23 protein-coding genes and 4 tRNA genes are annotated in these 22,677 nt (G+C 68.5%); 13 read left to right on the forward strand and 14 right to left on the reverse strand.

Translation table 11 applies throughout. The annotated features are described in order from the left end of the window. Position 1: 1 nt before the first annotated feature. The 4 genes from alr (at position 2) to F787_RS0104180 (ending at position 5,904) form a co-directional block, all read left to right on the forward strand. Complete coding sequence (gene alr / locus F787_RS0104165; protein WP_028491394.1) at positions 2 to 1,108, forward strand: alanine racemase; 1,107 nt, start codon at positions 2 to 4, stop codon at positions 1,106 to 1,108. A gap of 55 nt (positions 1,109 to 1,163) precedes the next feature. Then, positions 1,164 to 2,357: an O-succinylhomoserine sulfhydrylase gene (locus F787_RS0104170; RefSeq protein WP_018870337.1), complete on the forward strand. Its 1,194-nt coding sequence runs from the start codon at positions 1,164 to 1,166 to the stop codon at positions 2,355 to 2,357. A 198-nt stretch (positions 2,358 to 2,555) separates the two neighbouring features. Next, entirely contained in the window at positions 2,556 to 5,054 is a 2,499-nt protein-coding gene (locus F787_RS0104175) for a heavy metal translocating P-type ATPase (protein WP_028491395.1), read from the forward strand. Positions 5,055 to 5,073: 19 nt separating this feature from the next. Beyond that, a complete protein-coding gene (locus F787_RS0104180; RefSeq protein WP_028491396.1) occupies positions 5,074 to 5,904 on the forward strand; it encodes a ferritin-like domain-containing protein in 831 nt (276 codons plus the stop codon). Between the two features lie 29 nt (positions 5,905 to 5,933). Here F787_RS0104180 and F787_RS0104185 read toward each other — a convergent pair whose 3' ends face one another. Together F787_RS0104185 and F787_RS0104190 are read right to left on the reverse strand one after the other, a co-directional pair. Further along, positions 5,934 to 6,689 carry a UDP-2,3-diacylglucosamine diphosphatase gene (locus tag F787_RS0104185; RefSeq protein WP_028491397.1) on the reverse strand — a complete coding sequence of 252 codons (756 nt, stop codon included), beginning with the start codon at positions 6,687 to 6,689 and terminating at the stop codon, positions 5,934 to 5,936. A 4-nt stretch (positions 6,690 to 6,693) separates the two neighbouring features. Further along, positions 6,694 to 7,206 carry a peptidylprolyl isomerase gene (locus F787_RS0104190; protein ID WP_026300818.1) on the reverse strand — a complete coding sequence of 171 codons (513 nt, stop codon included), beginning with the start codon at positions 7,204 to 7,206 and terminating at the stop codon, positions 6,694 to 6,696. Between the two features lie 473 nt (positions 7,207 to 7,679). Here F787_RS0104190 and gltX point away from each other — a divergent pair, with 473 nt between their 5' ends. Continuing rightward, the gene (gltX, locus tag F787_RS0104195; protein ID WP_028491398.1) at positions 7,680 to 9,122 is read left to right on the forward strand and encodes a glutamate--tRNA ligase; all 1,443 of its coding nucleotides are present in this window, start codon (positions 7,680 to 7,682) and stop codon (positions 9,120 to 9,122) included. Between the two features lie 25 nt (positions 9,123 to 9,147). Here the strand turns inward: gltX and folD are convergent, their stop codons facing one another. Next, positions 9,148 to 10,011 (reverse strand): bifunctional methylenetetrahydrofolate dehydrogenase/methenyltetrahydrofolate cyclohydrolase FolD, encoded by an 864-nt coding sequence (folD, locus tag F787_RS0104200; RefSeq protein WP_018946862.1) that lies wholly within the window; start codon positions 10,009 to 10,011, stop codon positions 9,148 to 9,150. Positions 10,012 to 10,186: 175 nt separating this feature from the next. On the opposite strand from folD, the gene F787_RS0104205 reads away from it, so the two are divergent. The 6 genes from F787_RS0104205 to F787_RS0104230 all read left to right on the forward strand — a co-directional run bounded on the left by F787_RS0104205 (position 10,187) and on the right by F787_RS0104230 (position 11,622). Next, positions 10,187 to 10,263, forward strand: a tRNA-Pro gene (locus F787_RS0104205). A 46-nt stretch (positions 10,264 to 10,309) separates the two neighbouring features. Continuing rightward, a tRNA-Arg gene (locus F787_RS0104210) sits at positions 10,310 to 10,386 on the forward strand. Between the two features lie 43 nt (positions 10,387 to 10,429). Next, positions 10,430 to 10,505 (forward strand) — tRNA-His (locus F787_RS0104215). Between the two features lie 27 nt (positions 10,506 to 10,532). After that, positions 10,533 to 10,608, forward strand: a tRNA-Lys gene (locus tag F787_RS0104220). Positions 10,609 to 10,802: 194 nt separating this feature from the next. Then, positions 10,803 to 11,222, forward strand: a complete 420-nt coding sequence (locus tag F787_RS0104225; RefSeq protein WP_018870330.1) for a nucleotidyltransferase domain-containing protein — start codon at positions 10,803 to 10,805, stop codon at positions 11,220 to 11,222. Continuing rightward, the gene (locus tag F787_RS0104230) at positions 11,209 to 11,622 is read left to right on the forward strand and encodes a DUF86 domain-containing protein (protein WP_028491399.1); all 414 of its coding nucleotides are present in this window, start codon (positions 11,209 to 11,211) and stop codon (positions 11,620 to 11,622) included. The genes F787_RS0104225 and F787_RS0104230 overlap by 14 nt, the downstream gene beginning before the upstream one ends. 24 nt (positions 11,623 to 11,646) lie before the next feature. Here the strand turns inward: F787_RS0104230 and F787_RS0104235 are convergent, their stop codons facing one another. From F787_RS0104235 to F787_RS0104260, 6 genes are all read right to left on the reverse strand, one after another. Beyond that, positions 11,647 to 12,282 (reverse strand): TIGR04282 family arsenosugar biosynthesis glycosyltransferase, encoded by a 636-nt coding sequence (locus F787_RS0104235; protein ID WP_028491400.1) that lies wholly within the window; start codon positions 12,280 to 12,282, stop codon positions 11,647 to 11,649. Further along, positions 12,275 to 13,003: a TIGR04283 family arsenosugar biosynthesis glycosyltransferase gene (locus tag F787_RS0104240; RefSeq protein WP_028491401.1), complete on the reverse strand. Its 729-nt coding sequence runs from the start codon at positions 13,001 to 13,003 to the stop codon at positions 12,275 to 12,277. The genes F787_RS0104235 and F787_RS0104240 overlap by 8 nt, the downstream gene beginning before the upstream one ends. A 57-nt stretch (positions 13,004 to 13,060) precedes the next feature. After that, on the reverse strand, positions 13,061 to 13,783 hold the full coding sequence (locus F787_RS0104245) for a DUF1499 domain-containing protein (RefSeq protein ID WP_042805647.1): 723 nt from the start codon (positions 13,781 to 13,783) through the stop codon (positions 13,061 to 13,063). Positions 13,784 to 13,801: 18 nt separating this feature from the next. Next, complete coding sequence (locus F787_RS15420; protein WP_051245999.1) at positions 13,802 to 14,806, reverse strand: VTT domain-containing protein; 1,005 nt, start codon at positions 14,804 to 14,806, stop codon at positions 13,802 to 13,804. Continuing rightward, a complete protein-coding gene (locus F787_RS15425; protein ID WP_051246001.1) occupies positions 14,806 to 15,717 on the reverse strand; it encodes a sterol desaturase family protein in 912 nt (303 codons plus the stop codon). The genes F787_RS15420 and F787_RS15425 overlap by 1 nt, the downstream gene beginning before the upstream one ends. A gap of 70 nt (positions 15,718 to 15,787) precedes the next feature. Then, on the reverse strand, positions 15,788 to 16,117 hold the full coding sequence (locus F787_RS0104260) for a DsrE family protein (protein WP_028491403.1): 330 nt from the start codon (positions 16,115 to 16,117) through the stop codon (positions 15,788 to 15,790). Between the two features lie 202 nt (positions 16,118 to 16,319). Between F787_RS0104260 and F787_RS0104265 the strand changes: the two genes are divergently transcribed. Both F787_RS0104265 and F787_RS0104270 read left to right on the forward strand, forming a co-directional pair. Next, a complete protein-coding gene (locus tag F787_RS0104265; RefSeq protein ID WP_028491404.1) occupies positions 16,320 to 17,522 on the forward strand; it encodes an MFS transporter in 1,203 nt (400 codons plus the stop codon). 33 nt (positions 17,523 to 17,555) lie between these two features. Further along, complete coding sequence (locus F787_RS0104270; protein WP_028491405.1) at positions 17,556 to 18,539, forward strand: arsenic resistance protein; 984 nt, start codon at positions 17,556 to 17,558, stop codon at positions 18,537 to 18,539. Positions 18,540 to 18,620: 81 nt separating this feature from the next. On the opposite strand, the gene F787_RS0104275 is transcribed toward F787_RS0104270, so the two are convergent. The 5 genes from F787_RS0104275 to F787_RS0104295 are packed head-to-tail and all read right to left on the reverse strand — an operon-like array spanning position 18,621 to position 22,618. Next, positions 18,621 to 19,598 carry a hypothetical protein gene (locus tag F787_RS0104275; protein WP_028491406.1) on the reverse strand — a complete coding sequence of 326 codons (978 nt, stop codon included), beginning with the start codon at positions 19,596 to 19,598 and terminating at the stop codon, positions 18,621 to 18,623. After that, on the reverse strand, positions 19,595 to 20,983 hold the full coding sequence (locus tag F787_RS0104280; protein WP_028491407.1) for a sodium:proline symporter: 1,389 nt from the start codon (positions 20,981 to 20,983) through the stop codon (positions 19,595 to 19,597). Before F787_RS0104280 ends, F787_RS0104275 begins: the two co-directional genes overlap by 4 nt. 21 nt (positions 20,984 to 21,004) lie before the next feature. Next, positions 21,005 to 21,670, reverse strand: coding sequence for a class I SAM-dependent methyltransferase (locus F787_RS15430; protein ID WP_051246004.1), 666 nt, complete (start codon positions 21,668 to 21,670; stop codon positions 21,005 to 21,007). Between the two features lie 25 nt (positions 21,671 to 21,695). Further along, positions 21,696 to 22,253 (reverse strand): hypothetical protein, encoded by a 558-nt coding sequence (locus tag F787_RS0104290; RefSeq protein WP_028491408.1) that lies wholly within the window; start codon positions 22,251 to 22,253, stop codon positions 21,696 to 21,698. Positions 22,254 to 22,276: 23 nt separating this feature from the next. Continuing rightward, complete coding sequence (locus tag F787_RS0104295; protein WP_028491409.1) at positions 22,277 to 22,618, reverse strand: carboxymuconolactone decarboxylase family protein; 342 nt, start codon at positions 22,616 to 22,618, stop codon at positions 22,277 to 22,279. Positions 22,619 to 22,677: the final 59 nt, after the last annotated feature.

Below are 22,677 nucleotides of genomic sequence, written 5' to 3' on the forward strand. Positions count from 1 at the left end.
CATGCAACGGGCGGCCAGCATCCAGCTCGATTCCGGAGCCCTGCGCCACAACCTGGAGGTGGCCCGCGGGCTCGCCCCGGAGACCGCGATGTGGCCCGTGATCAAGGCGGAGGGCTATGGCCATGGTCTCGAGTGGGCGGCGCAGTCACTGGGCGAAGTGGCCGACGGGCTGGCCGTGTCCGCGGTGGAGGAGGCCGAGGTCCTGCGGCGGAGCGGATTCGATGGCCCGCTGCTGGTGCTGCAGGGCGGGCGGGACGCCGCCGGCTTTCGCCGTTGTGCGGAGCTCGCGCTGCAGCCGGCGGTGCATGCTCCGGCGCAGCTGGATGCGCTGGACGCCGCCAGCGTGGTCCTGCCCGAGGTCTGGATCAAGCTCAACACCGGGATGAATCGACTGGGATTCGCCCCGGCCCAAGCCGATGCCGTGGAACGTGCCCTGCGGGCGGCCGGTCACGGCGGGCGCGGCCTGCACTGGATGACCCACATGGCCTGTGCCGACGAGCCGGCGGATGACCACAACGCCGCGCAACTGTCCGCCTTCGCCACGGCCGTCGCGGGGCGCGACGGGGCGCGTTCGGTGGCCAACTCGGCGTCGCTGTTCGCCGGCTGGGCGCGCGGGGCCGGTCATGAGGCGGACGAGGTCTTCCGCGCCCGCCCGGGCATCATGCTCTACGGCTGTCACCCGGCCTCGGTTCCGACGGAAGCGCCGCCTGAGGGTCCGGATGCCGACCTGCGCCCGGTGATGACCGTGCAGGCCCCGATCATCGGGATCCAGCATCCGGCGCCCGGTGACGGGGTGGGCTACGGCGCCACCTGGACCGCGCATGGCGGCGAGCGCATTGGCATCGTGGCCATGGGCTATGCGGACGGTTACCCGCGCCACGCCCCCACCGGCACGCCGGTGCGGGTACGCGGTCAGCTCTGCCCGCTGGTCGGGCGGGTCTCGATGGACATGCTCGCGGTGGATCTCTCCGGCGTGCCCGCGGCCGGGGTGGGCGATCTCGCGACACTGTGGGGCGAGGGCCTGCCGGTGGAGCGCGTGGCGCGTGCTGCCGGCACGATCGGCTACGAGCTGCTCACGCGGGTGGCCGGGCGTCTGCGGCCAGCGTAGCGAGTGCCGGCGGGCATCCGTAAACTGGCCCGTTCACGCGAGCCAGGAAGCCCCGATGCACGAAGAATTCGATCCCGCCGACTACGACCCCGATACCGTCGCCATCCGCCATGGCTACCGTCGGACCCCGGAGCAGGAACACTCCGAGGCGATCTTCCCGACCTCCAGCTTCGTGTTCGACAGCGCGGCGGAGGCCGCCGCCCGGTTCTCGGGCGAGGTCCCCGGCAACATCTATTCGCGCTTCACCAACCCCACGGTGAGGACCTTCCAGGAGCGGCTCGCGGCGCTGGAGGGAGGCGAGGCCTGTGTGGCCACCGCCTCCGGCATGTCCGCGATCCTGGCGACCATGATGGGACTGCTGAAGGCCGGCGATCACGTGGTCTGCTCGCGCTCGGTGTTCGGCACCACCACGGTGCTGTTCAACAACTACCTCGCCCGCTTCGGCGTGGAGGTGACCTACGTCGAGCTGTCGAACCTCGAGGCCTGGGAGGCCGCTACCCAGTCCAACACCCGGCTGTACTTCTGCGAGACGCCCTCCAACCCGCTCGGCGAGGTGGTGGACATCGCCGCGCTGGCGGCGATCGCGCATCGTCATGACGCGCTGCTGGCGGTGGACAACTGCTTCTGTACGCCGATCCTGCAGCGTCCACTGGATCTGGGGGCCGACCTCATCATTCACTCGGCGACCAAGTTCCTCGACGGCCAGGGCCGCTGCCTGGGCGGCGCGGTGGTGGGCGACGCCGAGCGCGTCGGCAAGGACGTCTACGGCTTCCTGCGCACGGCCGGGCCGACGCTGTCGCCGTTCAACGCCTGGGTGTTCCTGAAGGGGCTGGAGACCCTGGCCCTGCGCATGCGTGCCCACAGCGACAATGCCCTGGCCCTGGCGCAGTGGCTGCAGGCCCACCCGAAGGTCACGGCGGTGCATTACCCGGGGCTCGAATCCCACCCGCAGCATGCGATCGCGAAGCGCCAGCAAAGCGGCTTCGGCGGCGTGCTGAGCTTCGAGGTCGCCGGCGGGCGCGAGGCCGCCTGGTCGGTGATCGACGCCACGAGGTTCCTGTCGATCACCGCGAACCTGGGCGATGCCAAGACCACCATCACCCATCCGGCCACCACTACTCACGGTCGCGTGGACCCGGACAAGCGCGAGGCCCAGGGCATCACCGAGGCCCTGGTGCGGGTCGCGGTGGGGCTGGAGTCGGTCGCCGACATCCAGCGCGACCTGGCCCGCGGGCTCGACGCCCTCTGACCCCATTCATCTCGCCCCGGGGTATGGCGGCGAGCTCGATTCTGGCTCTGGCTGCTCGTTGTCGCCGTGGGGTAGCCGGTATGGCGGGTGGTCAGTCGGTTGGCAACTCGCCCGCCGGGGGACTACAACACGGGGAGGAGCGCGGCCGGGGCATCCGGTTTGATAAACGTGGTGCAGTGACCGCTCAGGAGCGACCCGATGGTGCACGAGTCCCCGCAGTGGCGTGAGGCAGTGGTGATCGTCCCCGGTATGGGGTCGGACCACTGCGCGGGGATTGTCCGCGCGGCGCTGGAGAAGACCCCGGGCGTGGCCTCGGTGGGGACCAATATCGCCCGCCACCGGGTGACCGTGGGATATGACCCCGAGCAGGTGGACCCGCAGGGGTTGCGGGCTGCCGTGGAGGGGGCCGGCTACGACGTCGCCCGGGTCGAGGGTGAAACGGGCGCCACGGGTACGGTGCGTCTGGTGGTGCCCGGCATGGGGTCGGATCACTGCGCGGGGATCGTGCGCGGTGCGATCGAGAAGCTGGACGGCATCCAGGCGGTGCGCACCAACATCGGTGACCACCGTGTGACCGTGGAAACCGGTCCCGGAGGCCCCGACGCCGAGGCCCTGCGCGCCGCGGTCGAGGGCGCCGGTTATGACGTGGCGGCGGTGGAGACCGAGGAGGCCGGCAGCGAGGCGGACGACGCCGAGATTGACGCCGCCTACCTGAAGCAGGCCTGGCGCCGGCTGTGGATCGCGATGATCCCGACCATCGCGATCATGGTCCTGATGATGGTCCACATGTTCTGGCAGCCGATCCCCGGCTATCTGCTGATCATCGCCGTGCTGGCCTTCCCGGTGGTGTTCATGGCCGGGGGTGCGGCCACCCACCGTTCGTCCTGGCGCGCGCTGAAAAGCGGCAGTCTGAACATGGACGTGCTGATCTCCATGGGCTCGCTGCCGCCCTACCTGCTGGGGCTGATCGGCTTCGTCTACCCGATGACCTCGTTCATCGAGATGGCCGCGACCATCATGGCCTTCCACATGCTCGGGCGGTACCTGGAGTACCGCGCCAAGGGCGAGGCCTCCTCCGCGATCCGCAAGCTGCTGGATCTGGGCGCGAAGACGGCCCGGGTCGAGCGCGACGGCGAGGAGGTCGAGGTGCCGGTGAAATCGCTGCAGGTGGGCGAGGTGATGATCGTGCGCCCCGGCGAGAAGATCCCCACCGATGGCGAGGTGGTCGCCGGTGAGAGCACGGTGGACGAATCCATCGCCACCGGCGAGTCGGTGCCGGTGGACAAGGGCGAGGGCGATACCGTGCTCGGCGCGACCCTGAACCAGCAGGGCCGGCTGAAGGTGCGCGCGACCCGCGTGGGGGCCGACACCTTCCTGTCGCAGGTGATCCGCCTGGTGAACGAGGCCCAGGGCTCGCGGGTGCCGGTGCAGGAGCTGGCGGACCGCATCACCGCGCGCTTCGTGCCGGCGGTGCTGGTGATCGCGCTGGCGGCGTTCGCGGCCTGGCTGGCGTTCTCCGGGGCGCTGCAGCCGATCCTGATCTGGGGCGAGGGCTTCCTGCCCTGGGTCGACGCCGAGCGCCCGCCCATCGTGCTGGCCATCCTCGCGGCCATCGCCGTGCTGGTCATCGCCTGCCCCTGCGCGCTGGGGCTGGCCACACCCACCGCCCTGATGGTCGGCTCCGGCATGGGGGCCGAGCGCGGGGTGCTGGTCCGCTCGGGCTCCGCGATCCAGACGCTGAAGGACATCCGCGTGATCGTGCTCGACAAGACCGGGACCCTCACCCGCGGGCAGCCGGCACTGACCGACGTGGTCGCCGCCGAGGGCTTCGATGACGCTCGTGTGCTGCAAGCGGCCGCGGCCGTGGAGGCCGGCTCCGCGCACCCGCTGGCCGAGGCCATCGTGCAGGGCGCGCGCGACCGGGGGCTGACGGTCGCCGAGGTCGACCGGTTTCAATCGCACACCGCACGTGGAGTGGAGGCGCGGCTGGGTGACGAACGCATCCTGGTCGGCAGCCAGCGGCTGCTGGAGGAGCAGGGTGTGGATCCGTCCGGCCTGCTGGAATCGCTGCGGCGGCTCGAGGATGCCGGCAAGACCGCGATGCTGGTGGCCATCGGCGATCAACCGGCCGGCATCGTCGCGGTCGCCGACACCCTCAAGGAGGAGTCGCGGGCCGCCGTCGAAAAGTTGCACAGCCTCGGCATCCGCTGCGTGATGGTCACCGGCGACAATGAGCGTACCGCCAACGCGGTGGCCGCGCAGGTGGGGATCGACGAGGTCCGCGCCGGCGTACTGCCGGAGGGCAAGGTCGAGGCGATCCGCGAACTGCAGGCCGAGTACGGCGACCACGTGGCGATGGTGGGCGACGGCATCAACGATGCCCCGGCCCTGCAGCAGGCCAATGTCGGCATCGCCATCGGGGCCGGGGCGGACGTGGCCATCGAGGCCGCCGACGTGACCCTGGTGCGCGGCGAGCTGACCAGGGTGGTCGAGGCCGTACAGCTCTCGCGTATGACGTTCCGCAAGATCGTCCAGAACCTGTTCTGGGCGTGGGGCTACAACTCCGCGGCGATCCCGATCGCCGCGGTCGGTCTGCTGCACCCGATGATCGGGGTGATCGCGATGACCGCCAGCTCGCTCTCGGTCATCGGCAACTCCATCCTGCTGCGCCGCAGCATGCCGACCGACGAGCGCTGAACGAGTATCCTTGGCCGCCATGAGTCAGCCGATCAACAATCCCGGGGGTCCCGATCTCTACCGTGTGGCCGAAACGGCGCTGCGCGAGAGCGATCCCGAGGCCAAGTGCGAGCGCGTGCTGGCGCTGATGGACGCCTGGTGGGCCGATGAGCTGAAGGCGCTCGCCAGTTCCGGGCCGGAACGGTTGGAGGTGCCCGGGCGTCCGGAACGGCCGGTGCTGGTGCACCCGAAGGATCTTCCTCGGCGCGGGCTGCACACCACGGCCGGGCGGGTGGCGCTGGTGCACGCGGTCGCGCATATCGAGTTCAACGCGATCAATCTGGCCCTGGATGCCGTGTATCGCTTTCGCGACATGCCGGCGCCGTTCGTCAGCGACTGGCTGCAGGTCGCGGCGGAGGAGGCGCGGCACTTCCGGCTGCTGCGGGCGCGCCTGCACGAGCTGGGTGCGGACTACGGCGACCTGCCGGCCCATAACGGCCTGTGGGAGGCGGCGCTGGCGACCGACCACGACGTGATGGTGCGCATGGCGCTGGTTCCGCGCGTGCTGGAGGCGCGCGGGCTGGATGTGACGCCCGGCATGATCGAGCGCCTGACGGCGGCGGGCGATCACGCGACCGTGGCGCTGCTGGAGATCATCCAGCGCGAGGAGGTCGCCCACGTGGCGATCGGCACGCGCTGGTTCCGCGCACTGGCTGATGCACGCGGGCTCGATCCCGAACCGCTGTTCCTCGAGCTGCTGGCCGAACACATGCCGGGGCGGGTCCGCCCGCCGTTCGCGCACGAGGCCCGCCTGGCGGCGGGGTTCACCGAGTCGGAGATGGGGGCGCTGGAGGAGCAGGGTCGGCGCTGAAGCAGCCCCGGGGTAACCCCGCGACAGTCTCAGGCGTGGAGCAGGTGTGCGGGGTAGGGCGTTTCGTCCAGCTGGCGCAGGACCGGGCCTTCCGGGCCGAGCTCCAGGAAGCCGGGGTGCTCGTCCCAGGCCGGCAGCACGCAGCGCTGACGCGGCTGGCCGGCGATCTCCAGGTCGTGGATCGCGGGGCGGTGGGTGTGTCCGTGGATCAGCAGCGGCACGTCGCCGTCGCGAAAGGTCGCGGCCACGGCTTCGCCATTCACGTCGGTGATCGCGGCGGCCTTCATCTGCCCGTTGTGACGGCTGGCCTCGCGCATGGTTTCGGCCCGCGCGATGCGCTGTTCCAGTGGCTGGCCGAGGAAATCCCGTTGCCAGGCCTCGCTGCGCACCATCTGGCGAAAGGCCATGTGTTCGCTGTCGTCGGTGCACAGGGAGTCGCCGTGCATCAGGAGGGCCGGGCCGCAGGGCAGCGTGGCGTGCAGCGGCTCGGGGGCGAGTGTCATGCCGGCGCGGGCGGCGTAGTCCGGGCCCACGAGGAAGTCGCGGTTGCCATGGATGAACATGACCGGCGCCTCCAGCGCGGAGAGCGCCGCCGCCAGTTGCTCTGCCGCCGGATGCGAGGCGTCGTCGCCGACCCAGTACTCGAACAGGTCGCCCAGGATGTACAGGGCCGAGGCGGCCCGCGCCGGGCCGTCAAGGAACGTCAGCGCGGCGCTCAGCGTCGGGCCGGGTTCGCGCTCCAGGTGCAGGTCGGAGATGACCAGGGCGGGCGAGGTCTCGCTCACGGGATCAGTCGGCGCGGCGGGCGCTTTCCAGGACCACGGGTTCCTGCGGTACGTCCTGATGCATGCCGGAACGGCCGGTGGGCACGCCCTCGATGGTGCGCACGACGTCCATGCCTTCGATCACTTCCCCGAACGCCGTGTAACCCCAGCCCTGCGGGTTGGGAGCGGTGTGGTTGAGGAAGTCGTTGTCGTTGACATTGATGAAGAACTGCGCGGTGGCCGAATGCGGGTCCTGGGTGCGGGCCATGGAGACCGCGCCGACCTTGTTCTTCAGGCCGTTGTCCGCCTCGTTGCGGATCGGGTCGCGCGTGGGCTTCTGGCGCATGTCCTTGTCCATGCCACCGCCCTGGACCATGAAGCCGGGGATCACGCGATGGAACAGCGTGCCGTCGTAAAAGCCGTCGTCGACGTATTGCAGGAAGTTGGCGACGGTCTCCGGCGCGGCTTCGGCGTCGAGTTGCAGGACGATGCGGCCGTGCGTGGTTTCAAGCGCGACCTTGGGGCTGGATTCGGCCATGAGGGCTCCCGGAAAGCTGAGGACGAGGATCAGGAGGGCCGCGGCGATGCCGGCCAGCGGAACAGGACGGGGCATGACGACACTCCGGAATCAGGAGCCGGCATGGTAACCGGGGACCCCCGCCGGTTCCAGTCGGCCCGCGTCCCGCGTCCCGCTGCCCGCCTCCCGTCATCGCGAGTCCCGAAGCTCTCCCCCCTCGTCATCGCGAGTCGCAAAGCCCTCGCCCTCGTCATCGCGAGTCGCGCAGCGACGTGGCGATCTCCATCCGCAGCCACCTGATCCTGCGCGCAAGCCAGCCCCGGCCGATTGCCGCGTCGCCTTCGGCTCCTCGCAATGACGGGGGGAGAGCTGCGGTTCCTCGCTGATGACGAGGGCGAGGGGTTAGCGACTCGCGATGACCGGGGCACGAATGGCCTGGCGCGAGCGCCCCTCGAGACGGGTGGTGCTGGTCGCACCGGGGTCGCTCGGCTACCATGCGCGCCATGACGACAACCGTGACCCGCACCCGTTTCGCGCCCAGTCCCACCGGGCTTCTGCACCTTGGCAATCTGCGTACCGCGCTGTTCAGCGCCCTGCTGGCGCGGGCGCGCGGCGGGCATTTCCTGCTGCGTATCGAGGACACCGATGCGGAACGCTCGCGTGCGGAGTTCGTCGAGGCGCTGCAGCAGGATCTGCAGTGGCTGGGGCTGGACTGGGACGAGGGGTACGGCGCGGCCGCCGGCGACGCCGGCCCCTATGCCCAGTCACAGCGTACGGGGCTCTACCAGGCCTACTACGACCGGCTGATCGAGGCCGGTCTGGCGTATCCCTGTTTCTGCACGCCGGAAGAACTCGAGCGCGGGCGCAAGCGCATGCGTGCCCAGGGCAAGCCGCCGCGTTACCCCGGCACCTGTGCCGGACTGGACCCGGAGGAGGCGCGACGCCGCGAGGCCGAGGGGCAGCGCCCGACCCTGCGTTTCCGCGTGCCGCTGGGGCGTACGGTGCGCTTCGAGGACGGAGTGCGCGGCGCGGTGAAGTTTCGCACCGACGAGATCGGCGACTTCGTGATCCGGCGTTCGGACGGCACGCCGGCGTTCTTCTTCTCCAACGCGGTGGACGATGCCCTGATGGGGGTGACCGACGTGGTGCGCGGCGAGGATCACATCGCCAATACCCCGCGCCAGTTGCTGTTGCTGGAGGCGCTGGAACTGCCGGCGCCCGGGTATCACCACCTGCCGCTGGTCAACGGCGATGACGGGGCCCCGCTGTCCAAGCGCAACGGTTCGGCCAGCATCCGCGAGCTGCGCGAAGCCGGGGTGCTGCCGCTGGCGATCCTCAACCACCTCGCGCGGCTGGGTCATCGCTACGAGGAGGAGGGGCTGCTGTCGCTGGAGGGGCTGGCGCAGGGGTTTGACCCGGGGCGCATCGGCCATTCCGCCGCGCGCCACGACCCGCGCCAGCTGGAACACTGGCAGGCCGAGGCCCTGCGCGCGCTGTCGGACACGGATCTGCAGGCGCATCTCGCGGGGCTGGGCGTGCTGGACCCGCTGCCGGAAGCGACGCGTGCGGCCTGGATCGCGCTGGCGCGCGACAACATCGCATCGGTGGAAGATGCGCGGTGCTGGGTAGCGGCCTTTGCGGAGGATCCGGCGCCGCTGAGCGACGCGGCCCGCGACGAGATCGCGGGCGCCGGGCCGGCCCTGTTCGAGGCCGCCCTGGAGGCGCTGGATACCAGTACGGACTTCCCCGAGGTGGCGAAGGCGGCAGGGGCGGCCACGGGTCGCAAGGGGCGCGGCCTGTTCATGCCGCTGCGCGCGGCGCTGTCCGGGCAGACCTTCGGGCCGGAGCTGCCGCGCATCCGCGAATATCTGGGCCCGGAGCGCACCCGGGTCCGGCTGCAGGCCGCGCGCGACGTGGCGGCCGCGGCCGCCGACTGATCCGCCGGGTCGGCGGGGTGGCCGTTCAGGCCGCCTCGTGGGTGCCGAACGCGCGCGCCCGCAGGGTGTTGTCCAGCAGCATGGCGACCGTCATCGGGCCCACGCCGCCGGGGACCGGGGTGATCCAGTCCGCGCGCTCCGCCGCGCCGTCGAATTCCACGTCGCCGCACAGCGTGCCGTCATCGCGCCGGTTGATGCCGATGTCGATGACCGTGGCCCCCGGTTTGACCCAGTCGGCCTTGACCAGCCCGGGCTTGCCAACCGCCGCCACCAGGATGTCGGACTGGCGGGCGATGGCCGCGGTATCCGGGGTGAACCGGTGACAGATGGTCGGCGTGGCGCCGGCCAGCAGCAGTTCCAGCGCCATTGGCCGGCCAACTATGTTGGAGGCGCCGATGATGCAGGCCGTGCGCCCCTTGAACGGCTCCTCGATATGCCGCAGCAGCTGGATGACGCCCCAGGGCGTGCAGGGCCGCAGGCGCGGGATGCGCGCCACCAGCCGCCCGACGTTGTAGGGGTGGAAGCCGTCCACGTCCTTGGCCGGGGAGATGCGCTCGATGATGGTCTCCGGGTCGATGTGCTCCGGCAGCGGCAGCTGGACCAGGATCCCGTCGATGGTGCGGTCGGCGTTGAGCTGGTCGATCAGCGCCAGCAGATCGGTCTGCGGCGTGCCCGACGGCAGGTCGTAGGAGTGCGAGACCACGCCGACCTGTTCACAGGCCTTGCGCTTGTTGCGCACGTACACCTGCGAAGCCGGATCGGCCCCCACCAGGACCACAGCGAGACCCGGCGGGCGCAGATCGCGCGAGGTCATGGATTCGATCTCGGTGGCGATGCGGGCGCGGTGGGTCTGCGCGATGGCGCGTCCGTCGATGGTCTGGGCTGTCATTCGGTCTCGTCCGGCAGGAGGGCTGAACGCGATGATCCCATGGCACAGCCGGGGCCTCAAGGAAGGTCGGACACGATCCCCGGGGGCTGCGACGCGGGCCATGGCTTGACCCGGGGGCCTCCCGGCGCTACGATTTCGCACTCGCTGTGCAGGACCCATTGCGGGAACGGCTCGACGGGGTATAGCGCAGTCTGGTAGCGCGCCTGCTTTGGGAGCAGGATGTCGGGGGTTCAAATCCCTCTACCCCGACCATGGCGGACGCAACCGGCTGGAACAACCCGGATGCCCGGCGGCAAACGCGCTCGTAGCTCAACCGGATAGAGCACCGGCCTTCTAAGCCGGCGGTTGCAGGTTCGAGTCCTGCCGGGCGCGCCAGAGCCCGGATCGGCAATGGCCGAAGCAGTGAAACAATACGGTGGTGACCGTAGCTCAGTTGGTAGAGTCCCGGATTGTGACTCCGGTTGTCGTGGGTTCGAGTCCCATCGGTCACCCCATCCCTCGTTTGTACTCGTCCGTACCGGGGGCCGTTAGCTCAATTGGTAGAGCAGTGGACTCTTAATCCATTGGTTGAAGGTTCGATTCCTTCACGGCCCACCATCCTTGTCTTTATTTCTGCATCCTGGCCCGAGCTGTCTGGCAGCTCCCGGACGGGGAGAACGTGAACGCCCCGGCGGCCACTGGCCGCGAGGCCGCGCCATGAATGCACCCTCGCGCGTACCCGCCGGCGTACGGCCCCGGACCCGGATCGCGCCGTGCTACATTGATGGATACTCCGGTTTGGAGCACGATCAATGACGGCTGCCCTGACAATCGAGACGATCGCCGAGCGGGTGAAAAGGGTATTCGCGCGCTACCGTGAAGTGGAAGCGGTCTTTCTGTTCGGCTCTCGTGCGGAGGGTCGGGCGCGGGAGGGCAGTGACATCGATCTTGCGCTGGTCGGCCCCGCCGGGGCGATCGAGCCGCGCCGCCTGGACATCCTGACGGATCTGGCGCGGGAAGGGCTGGATGCGGTGGATCTGGTGCTGCTCGATGGCGCGGATCCGGCATTGCGTTTCGAGGCCGTACGGCCGAACTGCCTGTTGCATGCCGGGCCCGACTTCGATCGGGGCAGTTACTACTCGCTTGCGTTGCGTGAATACTTCGATTTCGAACCCTACCTCCGTGTCCAGCGCGAGGCCCTGAAGGAAAGGCTGCTCGATGGTCAGGCCTGAGGTTATCCGCAGGCGACTCGAGGCCATCTCGGAAAACCTCGCCGTCCTGGAGCGGATTGCACGGTACGACGAGGAGGAGTTCCTCGCTGAACCGGAGCATTACGGTAGCGCCGAGCGCTTCCTCCAGCTTGCGCTGGAGGCGCTGCTGGACATGGGCAGCCACGTGATCGCGGACAATGGTCTGGGCTCGGTGAACCAGGGGCGGGACATCCCCCGTCTGTTCCGCGAACACGGGTACATTGACAGTGCGCTGGAAGAAAAATGGTTGCGGATGATCGGTTTCCGAAACATCCTGGTCCACGCCTACATGCAGCTGGATCGCAGGCAGGTGTACCGGGTCCTCCAGAATGATCTCGCCGACATCCGTGCCCTGCAGCGGACATTCGCGGGTTTCCTCTGAGCGCCGATGCCTGCACATGTGTGCTCAGTCGGAGGTCCGTAACAGATCGGCAGGGCAATGGTGCAGGTCCTCCGGCCGGTCGATGTCCGGCTGAGCCGGTGCGAGCCGGATGCGAATTCCTTGCTGACGGCCGCGCTCCAGTGTCTGTTTCAGCACCGCGTCCGTACCCCATGCGATTCCCTCGAACAGGGCCACCGGACCGGATGTGGCCAGGGCGACATAGCCTCCGTCCAGCGCCGGTACGAGGGTAGTGTCGCAGTCGGGCCGTTTCAGGTCCCGGGCCAGCCGGGCCAGTTGATCGGCATCGAGCTGCGGGGCATCGCTGCCGATCACCATCGCCGGATACGGGCCCGATGCCAGGGCTGCCGCCATGCGCTCGCCCAGGTGATCGGTCCGGCCGTGGCGCGGCGCCTGGCGGCGCAGCTTGAGGTCCAGGCGCCGGGCGAGTTCCAGCAGGAACGGGTGCCCGGGGTCCGGGGTGGCCCAGAGCTCCACGGTTGCGTCGGGAAATGCCGTGCGAGCCTGCTCCGCGATCCGGGTCAGCATGCGCTGGTGCAGCTGGCAGGCCCCGCGTGCGCCCAGGGCCGGGATCAGACGGGTCTTGACCCGGCCGGGTTCCGGTGTGCGCGCGAAGATTGCGACACGGCAGGAGTCAGACATCGCGGTGAATGCGGTAGCGCGCAGCCAGGGTGGTCGGGTCGGCACCGCCCCACCAGGCCAGCCGCAGGCGCCACATCAGCCACACGGTGCGCAGGATCCCGCCTTCCTCCCAGCGCCGTGACGAGGTGACCAGACGTGCCGGAAGGCAGTGCGGGCGACCGACTCCGGCACGCAGTTTCCGGGCGAGGGCCAGGTCCTCCATCAACGGGATTTCGGGAAAGCCGCCAAGGGCATGGAAGGTATCGGCCCGGACCAGGAGTCCATGGTCGCCGGTGACCATGCCGGTGCTGCAGACCCGCAGGTTCATCATGCGCTCGATGACGCGGAACGCCGGGTGTCGCCCGGACAGGGCGATCCGGAAACACCCCCAGGTGCCGCCCTGTTGCTGCAGCGTGCGGATCGCATCAAGGGCTGCCCTCGTATCCGGCAGGCGGGAATCCGCGTGCAGGAACAGCAGCCATTCTCCCCGCGCGGCGCGGGCCCCGAGGTTCATCTGCACGGCGCGGCCGGGGGCGGAATCCAGGATCGTGACGCCACCCTCTCGTGCATGCTCGGAAGTGGTGTCGCGTGACCCGCCGTCCACCACCAGGCGCTCGGAATCGGGCCATTCCTGCAGGTCGGCGAGCAGTGCCGGCAGGGTGGCCGCCTCGTTCAGGGCGGGGATGATGATGCTGAGCGCGGGCGCGGCGGCGGCTGGTTCGCGCGAGTGGGTGGCATGCATGTCGGTATTCTACGACCGGAGGCCGTGGCGAGGCATCAGGCCCCGCCACGCGCGCGCTCAGAGTGCGCGTTCGAGGTCGTCCAGGAAGGATCGGATGCGCGTGGCATTGACGCCCCGGTCGATCTGGCCCAGGCGCGAGTAGGAACGCATGTCCACGCGCGCCCCGTCGCCTTCGGGCAGGACACGGACCATCACGTAGTCCTCGAAGCCGAACAGGAAGGTGGTGTCGATGGCCTCCAGTTCGCCGTTCATGGCCGAGACGATCTCCCAGCCGCGTTCTTCCGCCAGCACCTCGGCGCGTTCAAACACCGTGTCCGGGGCGTGGTCGAGCAACAGCGGCCCCAGATCAGGGTACCCCTCGCGCTGCAGCTCGGCCGTCTCGCCACCCGGGTAGGTCTGCGGATCGGGGACTTCCCAGAACGTGGGCGGGTCGTCCGGATCGGTGGTGACGTCGTTGATCGGGGGGTAGGCGCCGGCTGCATATTCGAAGTGGGCGCCGGCCCCTACCAGGGGGACGGACAGAACCAGACCGGCGATCACGAGGCTGATGCCGCTGCGACAGCCGGCGGGACGGGCAGTGTAGAACCCGCCGAGGCCCGCGAGGGTTGCGGCGATCGCGAGGTAGATGGCCCAGGTGGCCACGTCCAGGCCGGTGGTGAAGTGCCACCAGTCCGCGCGGGTGCCGACGGCTGCGGTGATCAGTGTCGCCACTGCGGCCAGCGCCAGCAGCAGGGTGACCACGGCGAGAATGGAGATCGGGTTGCGGTTGCTGGATGTCATGTCGGTATCCTCCGGAGTTCAGGTGGTGCGGTGGTTCTGTCGCGGCGCGGTGGCCGCTCCCGCCTCGGCCGGGGCTTCGGCCTCAACCCATGCGGTCATGCCCTTGCGCACCACGGCGACATCGCCGAAGCCATTCGCACGCAGCAGGCGTGCGGCATTCTTCGAGCGCTTGTCGGTGCGGCAGACCAGGGCCAGTGGCCGGTCGTCGGGCAATTGGCCGAGCCGGTCCTCGAGCTGGTCCAGGGGGATGTTGACCGCGCCCTCGATATGGCCCAGTTCGCCGGTGAATTCCTCCGGCGAGCGCACGTCCACCACCAGGGGTGGGTGGTCGGCGCGCAGGCGCTCGGCGAGTTCGGCGACCGTCAGCCATTCCGAGGGGCCGCGCAGACGCTTGACCAGCCGTGGCAGGAAGGCCACCAGAGCCAGCAGGCCGAGGGCGATCAGGCCGGTCTGGATCGCGGCCTCGCCGCCCGCGATGGCCTGGCGCCCGGCATAGCCCACGTAGGTGTAGGCCAGCGCACCCGGGGCCATGCAGATGAAGGTCGCCAGTGCATAGGCGAGCAGGCGTATCCGGGTCAGCCCCAGGGCGTAGTTCAGGACGTTGTAGGGGAACAGGGGCACCAGGCGGACGAAGGCGACAAAGCGCCAGCCTTCGGCCTCCACCCCGGACACCACCTGCTTCATGCGTCCGCCGAGCCGGCGGGTGACCCAGTCGGCGCCCAGATAGCGGGCGATCAGAAAGGCCAGCGTGGCCCCGAGGGTGGCCCCGACCAGGTTGATCAGGGTTCCCCAGACCGGGCCGAACAGCGCCCCGCCGGCCAGCGTCATCACCATTCCGGGCAGGAACAGGATCGAGGCCAGGGCATAGACCCCGATGAACACCAGCGGGGCGGTCACTCCGAAGCCGCCGATCCATGCCTCCAGTGCGGCCGGGTCCAGGTGCTCGCGGAACTGGATGGCGATGGCGATGGCCGTCACCAGGGCCAGTCCCCCGATTACGCGCAGCCAGGTTCCGGTTCGCATCACTGCTCCTCGCGAGGGTTGGGGGCACGCTCCGCAGCGGTGGCGCGACGGACCATCTCCTCGCCCTCCTCGGGAGTTTCCGGGCGACGGTTCAGCGGGTAGCTGTCGGCGGGACCAACGAACGGCTGGATCAGCATCTTGTCCAGGCGTTCCCAGGTCGGTTCGCGGAACTGGTTGATCCCGATGGTCATGCCCTCATGCCCGTCCTGCGGCTGGGCGTGATAGGTGCCGAACGCCCGGTCCCACAACGACAGGTTGAAGCCGAAGTTGGAGTTGGTCTCGTGCGGATACCAGGAATGGTGCACCCGGTGGAAATCCGGGGTGACGATGAACAGCCGCAGGAAGCGATCGATCGCCGTCGGGATGCGAACGTTGGAGTGATTGAACAGCGCCAGCGAGCTGAGGATGATCTCGAAGAACAACACGGCGAGCGCCGGCGCTCCGATTGCCACGATCACCATCGCCTTGATCCCGAACGAGAGGATGATCTCGATCGGATGGAAACGCAGGCCAGTGGTCAGGTCGAAATCCAGATCCGCATGGTGCATGCGGTGCAGGCGCCACAGGGCCGGGATCGCGTGGAACATCACGTGCTGGGCCCAGACCGCAAAATCGAGCACCACCACCGCAATCAGTACCGCCAGCCAGAAGGGGATGTCGAGTACCTGCAGCAGTCCCCAGCCCTGACTCTCCACAAAGAAGGCCAGCCCTACGGCGCCGGCCGGAAAAATTACCCGGGTGAGCAGGGTGCCTGTGACCACCACGCCCCAGTTGTTGACCCAGCGATACGCCTTGCCCACCGTCAGCGCGCGGCGGGGCGCGAGGACTTCCCAGACGCCCATCAGGGCCACCATTCCCAGCAGAAAGCCGATACGGATGACCGGCTCCTGTTCCATGAACCACTCGATCATGATGTCGTTCCTCTTGTTGCTGCCCGGTCTCCGTGCGGAACCGGGCGGGTTTTCACGCTATTGCGGCCACTCAGAACAGGAAGACCTGAGCGTCTTCACACCATTGCGCCAGCGCCTTCATCGAACTGCGGGTGATTCCCCCGGGCAGATCGGATTCCGGGATCTGATGGCGATCCAGGGAAAACCCGCAGGCCCGGACCTCGGCTCCCGCTTCCATCAGTTCGTTGAGCAGCTCGAACGAGTCACCCGTACCTCGTGCCAGTCCGACGCCGCGATCCAGCAGGAAAACCCGCAGTTCGCGGTTCGATGCCAGCAGGGCCCCGCCCAGCCTCAATGCGCTGGCGGACGGGCTGTCAGGATTGTCGGGATGGTCGCGGAGAACGAGCGTTGCCGGCAGCATCATTACCTCGGACTTATATTCAATTGATTAGTTGAATAAAAAGCTAGCCGTACTGTTTCCAGTTGTCAAGAAGATTGTCTTTCCAGGTCCGTCGAGCCGGCATGCAACCCTCGACATTTGTTCAAGGATTCGGTTGAATAACGGAAAATATCGAATTCGTTGTCATCCGCCGGGCCCGGGTTCGGCAAATCTGGAGGAAGCAATGAGTACCGCGCATGCCGCACACGAACGCAGCAACGTCCTGATCCTGGCGGTGAGCCAGGCCCTGTTCCTGATCGCCGCGGTTACGGTGATGACCCTGAGTGGCGTGGTGGGCGCGGGACTGGCACCGACAGCCGGGCTGGCGACCCTGCCGGTGGCGGCAATGATGGTCGGGACGGTGGTCACCACGCTGCCGGCCTCGCTGTTCATGAAACGCGTCGGGCGCCGGCTCGGTTTTCTGGTCGGCACCCTGGTCGGTGGCGCCGCCGGTGCGGCGGTGGCGACCGCGGGGGTCGCGGTCGAATCCTTCTGGCTGTTCACCTTCGGCAATCTGCTGCTGGGGGTCTACCAGGCGTTCGCAATGTATTACCGCTTCGCCGCAGCCGATGTTGCCAGCGAGGCGTTTCGTCCCCGGGCCATTTCGCTGGTGATGGCGGGTGGCGTGGTGGCGGCGTTCGTCGGTCCCTGGAATGCTCACCTGAGCCAGGGAATGCTGCTGCCGGGCGTGCCGGAGGCGGGGCCCTACGCGGTGCTGACCGGGCTGGCGCTGGTGGCGGCATTTCTGGTCGGGTACCTGAAGGTGCCCTCGGTTGGCGAGGCCACCGGTGGCGAACAGCGGCCCCTGCCGCGGATCGTGTCGCAGCCGGCGTTTGTGGTGGCCCTGCTGGCGGCCGCGGTGGGGTATGCGGTGATGATCCTGGTCATGACCGCGACCCCGCTGGCCATGCGCGAAGCGGGATTCGGCATGGATCAGGCCGCCTTCGTCATGCAGTGGCACGTGCTCGGGATGTTCGCGCCCTCGTTTTTCACCGGGGGGCTGATCGCGCGCTTCGGGGTGCTACGTATCCTGCAGACAGGAGCGGCGCTGCTGGTGGTCTCGGCGCTCACCGCGGTCGCGGGCGAGACCCTGACCCATTTCTGGACAGCGCTTGTGTTGCTGGGAGTGGGCTGGAATTTCCTGTTTATTGGTGGCAGCAATCTGCTGACCACTACGCATACCCCGGCCGAGCGCGGGAAGGTGCAGGGAGTCAATGATCTCACGGTCTTCGGCTTGGTCGCGGCCGGATCCCTGCTGGCGGGGCTGCTGCTCCACCAGCTCGACTGGGTCGGGCTCAATCTCTTCGTCCTGCCCTTCGTGCTGCTCACTGCCGCCGCAACGTTCTGGCTGCAGCGCTCGGCGAGCCGTCACACGGCCCGGGACTGACCGGGCCTTCCTGAACACTCCCGGAGGTTACCCATGTGGAAAGTCCTTGCCTTCCTGCAGCAACGCCTGGTCATTGCCATCCCGGTGATGCTGGTGCTGGGGTTTGTCTTCGGTGTGCAGGTTGACGCGGGCCCGCTGCAGTTCCTGGTGCTGCCCTTCACCTTCCTGATGGTCTACCCGATGATGGTGAATCTGCGGCTGCAGGAGCTGACGCACCTGAGCGATCTCCGGTTGCAGGGTGTCACCCAGGCCATCAACTTCCTGATCATCCCGTTTCTCGCCTTCGGTCTCGGACTCTGGTTCTTTCCCGAGCAGCCCTGGCTGGCGCTGGGACTGTTACTGGCCGGGCTGGTCCCCACCAGCGGGATGACCATCTCGTGGACCGGCATGGCCGGCGGGAATGTCCCGGCCGCGATCCGCATGACCGTGGTCGGCCTGCTGCTGGGAGCGCTCGCGACCCCCTTCTACGTGGACGTCCTGATGGGGGCGACGCTGGAGGTCGATCTGCTGAGAATCCTGTGGCAGATCGGCGTGATCGTGCTGTTGCCCCTGGCGCTCGGCCAGCTCACTCGCCTCCTGCTGATCCGGCGGGTCGGCCCCGGCGGATTCCGCGAGCAGTGGGCCCCGCGTTTTCCGCTCCTCTCGACGCTTGGCGTTCTCGGGATCGTGTTCATCGCCATGGCGCTGAATGCCGAGGCCCTTCTCGCCGCACCCGAGATGCTGCTGTGGATCCTGGTACCGTTGATCCTTCTGTATCTGGCCACCTTCGCACTCTCGACCCTGGTTGGCCGGTTGCTGTTCGCGCGCGGCGACGCCATCGCCCTGGTGTACGGGACGGTGATGCGCAACCTGTCGATCGCCCTTGCGGTGGCCATGAATGCGTTCGGCACCGAGGGCGCGGCCGCGGCGCTGGTGATCGCCCTCGGTTTCGTCATCCAGGTGCAGGCCGCCGCATGGTATGTGCGACTCAGCAATGCGGTGTTCGGCCCGCCCGAGCCGCGTGATCCTGCAACGTGAAGGCGGACCGGCGCGATGACGAAGTGCGGACGCCGGCCCCGGGAAAGGAGCGGGTTGCCATGCCGGTTGGCATGGACGTGATCAGCCGCGGCGAGCACGGTCGAGGTCGTGGGCGGGGCCGTGCAGGATGCGATCGCGGTAAGAGCGGCTGGCGGGGCTGCCGCGCGGCCAGACGCGGTCGAAAAAGGCCTCCAGCCAGCGGCCGCGTGACCATTCGATACCCAGTGCATCGCAGTGCACGCCGCCGATCCGGGTGCCGTACAGGCGTGCCTTGGGGGCCGGATGCCGCGAGATGCGTGTGATGACACCTCGGGGATCAGCGCGGAAGTTGGGCATCCCGGCGGCTCCGTTGTTGATCACGGCGCGCGGCCGGTCCTTGCTGCCCGGCAGGGGTTGCAGGTAGGCGGTGCAGGTGTGCGTGCAGGCGAGGATGTCGACTTGCGCCTCCTGGAACCAGCGGTCGAGCTCGGGGCGGGTCTGGCCGGGGGGTGGCATGTGCTCGATCGCCAGCCCCCAGCCGGCCAGGCTGTCGGGGTCGCCGTGTACCACCCCGATCGCGGTGTCATCGACCTGCAGGCGCAGCATCTTCGGCCATGTGCGCAGGCGTTGCAGGCTGTCATGGCGCCGGTCTGCCTGACGGGCGGCGTCGCGCAGGTGCTCGATGATGGCATTGGAGCGCTGGACCGTGGCGTCGTCGACAAAATCCGGGTAGGCGCAACCACAGCCGGCACCAGGCTGCGGGTCCAGCAGTTCCATCTCCACGTTGCCGAGGGTCGCCGTGTGCCGATCGATCACTCGCTGCAGCCGCGCGAAGGCCTCCGGATCGGCATCGAACCAGTGAAAGTCTCCGTTGAACACCAGGCGCGGCAGCGGCAGCCCGGCGCGCGCCTCGCGCCGGCGCAGGCGCAGGATCGCGGCAAGGGCCGCGCGGTTGCCGTACAGGCCGCCGACCACGTAGAAGGTCTCTGCCTCCAGCGGCTCGAGGCGGGCCAGATCGCCGGCGCGGGTATGGTAGGCCAGCGGGCACTGTCGTCCCGGGGCATTCGGGTTTGGGCTCATGCGGTGACTCTTCGGCGGCGCGAGCCGATCCCACAGGTGAGCATGCCCCAGCCCAGCACGCAAAGGGTGACCAGCAACAGTTTGGCGTAGCTGTGCTCGAGTCCGCTGATGGCGCCGATCCAGCCGAGGTAGTCGGAATCCTCCAGGAAATACAGCGTGGCACCGCCCAGCGCCACGATCACGTTGCCGAGGTAGGCGCGCGGGGCGATGTCGCGGTTCAGGCCGATCACGTAGACGATCACCGGAGTCAGAAACAGCGAGGCCGTGCCGCTGACCGCGACCGCGGCGAACAGATCGTCGGTGCCGAACAGCACCAGGACGAGGCCGCCCAGGGCAAACAGGAGCATGGCGAGTCGGCCGTTGCGGGTCGAGCGTTGTCCCAGTCCCATGTCGACCACCGCAAGCTTGGCCGCACTGGAAAAGGTCGAGTCCAGGGTCGAGGCGGCCGAGATTACCAGTGCCACGCCCAGCATCAGTGCCGCCGCGGGGCCTAGCAGCCGGGTCAGGGTTTCCAGCAGTTCCTCGCCGCCCTCGCGATGAATGCCGGCAAAGATGCCGAGCAGGCCAAAGGCGAGGATCAGCGTGGCCGAGATCCAGAAGGCATGCAGGAAGCTGCGCCGGGTAGTGCGCCGGTCCGCAAGAAAGCCGCGATCCATCATGACCGGGTCGTGCATGGGGTAGCTGAGCACCTGCAGCAATGCAACGATCAGGAGCAGCCAGCCGGGGTTGTCGAGGGCCCATTCGAAGCTCGCCAGTTCGAGTGGTGCGAACTGCGGATGCCAGCCGAGCATCCACAGCAGACCGGCAATGGCGGCGGCCAGCAGGGCGAATTGCAGCACGTCGGTGCGCAGCGCGGCGTGCAGCCCGCCGGCCATTGAATAGGCCAGCGTCAGGCCGGTGACCAGGGCGATGGCCAGCATCCAGGCGCCGCCGCCGGCCGCGCCGAACAGAATGCCGACCACCAGCAGGTTCGCGAATACCTCGGTCAGCAGCCGCAGGGAGACCAGCAGGTTGTAGCTGACGCTCCCGGCCTGGCCCAGACGCTGGCGCAGGAACCCCTGGATATTGTGGGCACCATGCCGGAAGCGCAGGCGGTCGACGATCCATGCGCCGGTCAGGAAGGAGCCGTAGTAGGCGGTGTAGGCCAGCACGCCGGCCAGGCCGAACAGGTAGCCGAGGATTGCCGCGTTCATTAGCGAGCGGGCAAAGATCCAGGTGGTGACCTGGGACAGCGCCAGTGTCCATATCCCCGGCGGGCGGCCGGCGTGGTCGTGGCCGGCGAAGAATCCCTCGGGGCTGCGCACGCGTGGGGCGATCGCGAAGGTCAGGGCCGCCAGGCCGAACAGCAGCGCGGTGAGGGCGGGCAGAGGTATGTGTTCTGTCATCGGTGCGGGCTTGTCGTGGGTTCAGTGATGGGCGGCGACAGCCATGAAACCGCCTAGCGGCAGACGGGCCGGGATGATCGGTTCGAGCCGGCGTGCGCCAGGCCCCCCGCCGGGCAGAAACACGGCCCAGCCGAATCGCGGCTGGGGATTCCCGGGCAGGCCCTGGAACCACTCGGTAACCGTTCGTCGATGGTCCCAGCGGGCGCCGCGATAGCCGCCCCGGCCGGCCTTGAGCCAGTGCAGCCGGCTGGGTCGATGCAGCAGGCCGAGGACGACTCCGCGCCGCGTCACCCGCCACATCTCGCGCAGCGCCCGGGCCGGATCCGGCACGAAACACAGGCTGGTCACCGCCCAGCAGTAGTCGAAGCTCCGGTCCGCGAACGGGAGTGCCTGTGCATCCCCGGCCAGCCAGTTCAGCCCGGGTGCCCGATCGCGTGCGTAGTCCAGCGAAGTCTGGTCCGGGTCCAGCCCGGTCACCTGCAGCCCGTCGGCGGCCAGGCGCCGCGCGAAATAACCGGTGCCTGCCCCGACGTCCAGCAGCGAGGCCCCCGGTTCCGGTTGCAGCAGCCGGTTCAGCAGGCGGTATTCGCGCTCGGCGATCCATGCCCCCCGGGGTGCGGCGTACCACGCCTCGTACTGCGACGGGGCGCCCGGGGCGCCCGGTGTCGGATGCTCGGCGTCGTTCATCGAGTCGAGGGCTTCCGGTGGGGATTCAGTGGCTGGCCGGGAGCCATGCGTCGAGGCGTTGTTGTTCCGCGGGGTCCAGCCACAGCGTTTGCGCCTCCCGGTGTGCGATGTCGGCGGGCACCACACCCTGTTCCACCAGGCTCAGCGCCGGCCAACCATAATAGCGCGAGAGCAGGTCAAGGTTCGCAAACAGCCATTCGGTACTGGCCTGCGGGAAGGCGCGGGTGGTAATGCTGCCGACATGCGCCAGGTTGACCGCGCCGCCATGGTAAATCCCGTTCTGCCAGTAAGGGTCGGGCCGCCCTTCCGGCCGGCGGGATTCGAGTACCAGGATGTGCGTGTAGGTCCGCTTGGGCGGAAACGGATGGCTGCGCGGGCTGGGGAAGGGGACGATCGCCTGGAGACGGTACGACTGCCCCTCCTTGCGAAAGGCCCCGTTAAAGGACAGCAGGGAGAGATAGATATCGGCGCCGATCCATTCCTGGAGGTTCTCGACCAGTCGCCTGTAGCGAGTGCCCGGCCACAACTGGCCCGCAGTGGCCTGCATCGTGGCATGCGGCGTATTCGGCAAGCGGGCGGTCATGGTTCGCAGCTCCCTGGCGGGCGTTATTGCGAAAACTGGTCGAAGGCCTCGACGGCCTGCGCCCCGTAGCCGAAGGCCGGGCCGCCACCCATGTAGGTGGCCATCCCGACGGTTTCCAGGATCTCTTCCCGCGACGCGCCGGCGCGCACGGCGGCCCGCGCATGCAGTGCGATACAGCCTTCGCAACGCACGGCGATACCGATGGCCAGAGCGATCAGCTCCTTGTGGCGGTGTTTCAGCGCTCCATCCGAGCTTGCAGCTCTGGCCAGGCCAGCAAATTGCTTTGCGACCTCCGGGGTGCCTTCTTTCAACTGTTCGAATAACCGGGGGAGTTCCTCTGCGGTGTGCTGCCAGTCCTTGTACATGGGGCCTCCAGAACATCATTTATCAACCTATCAATTGAATAATGGCACTGGGTGTCCGG

This window comes from Thioalkalivibrio sp. ALE19 (assembly GCF_000428605.1).
In the GTDB taxonomy this organism is placed as follows: domain Bacteria; phylum Pseudomonadota; class Gammaproteobacteria; order Ectothiorhodospirales; family Ectothiorhodospiraceae; genus Thioalkalivibrio.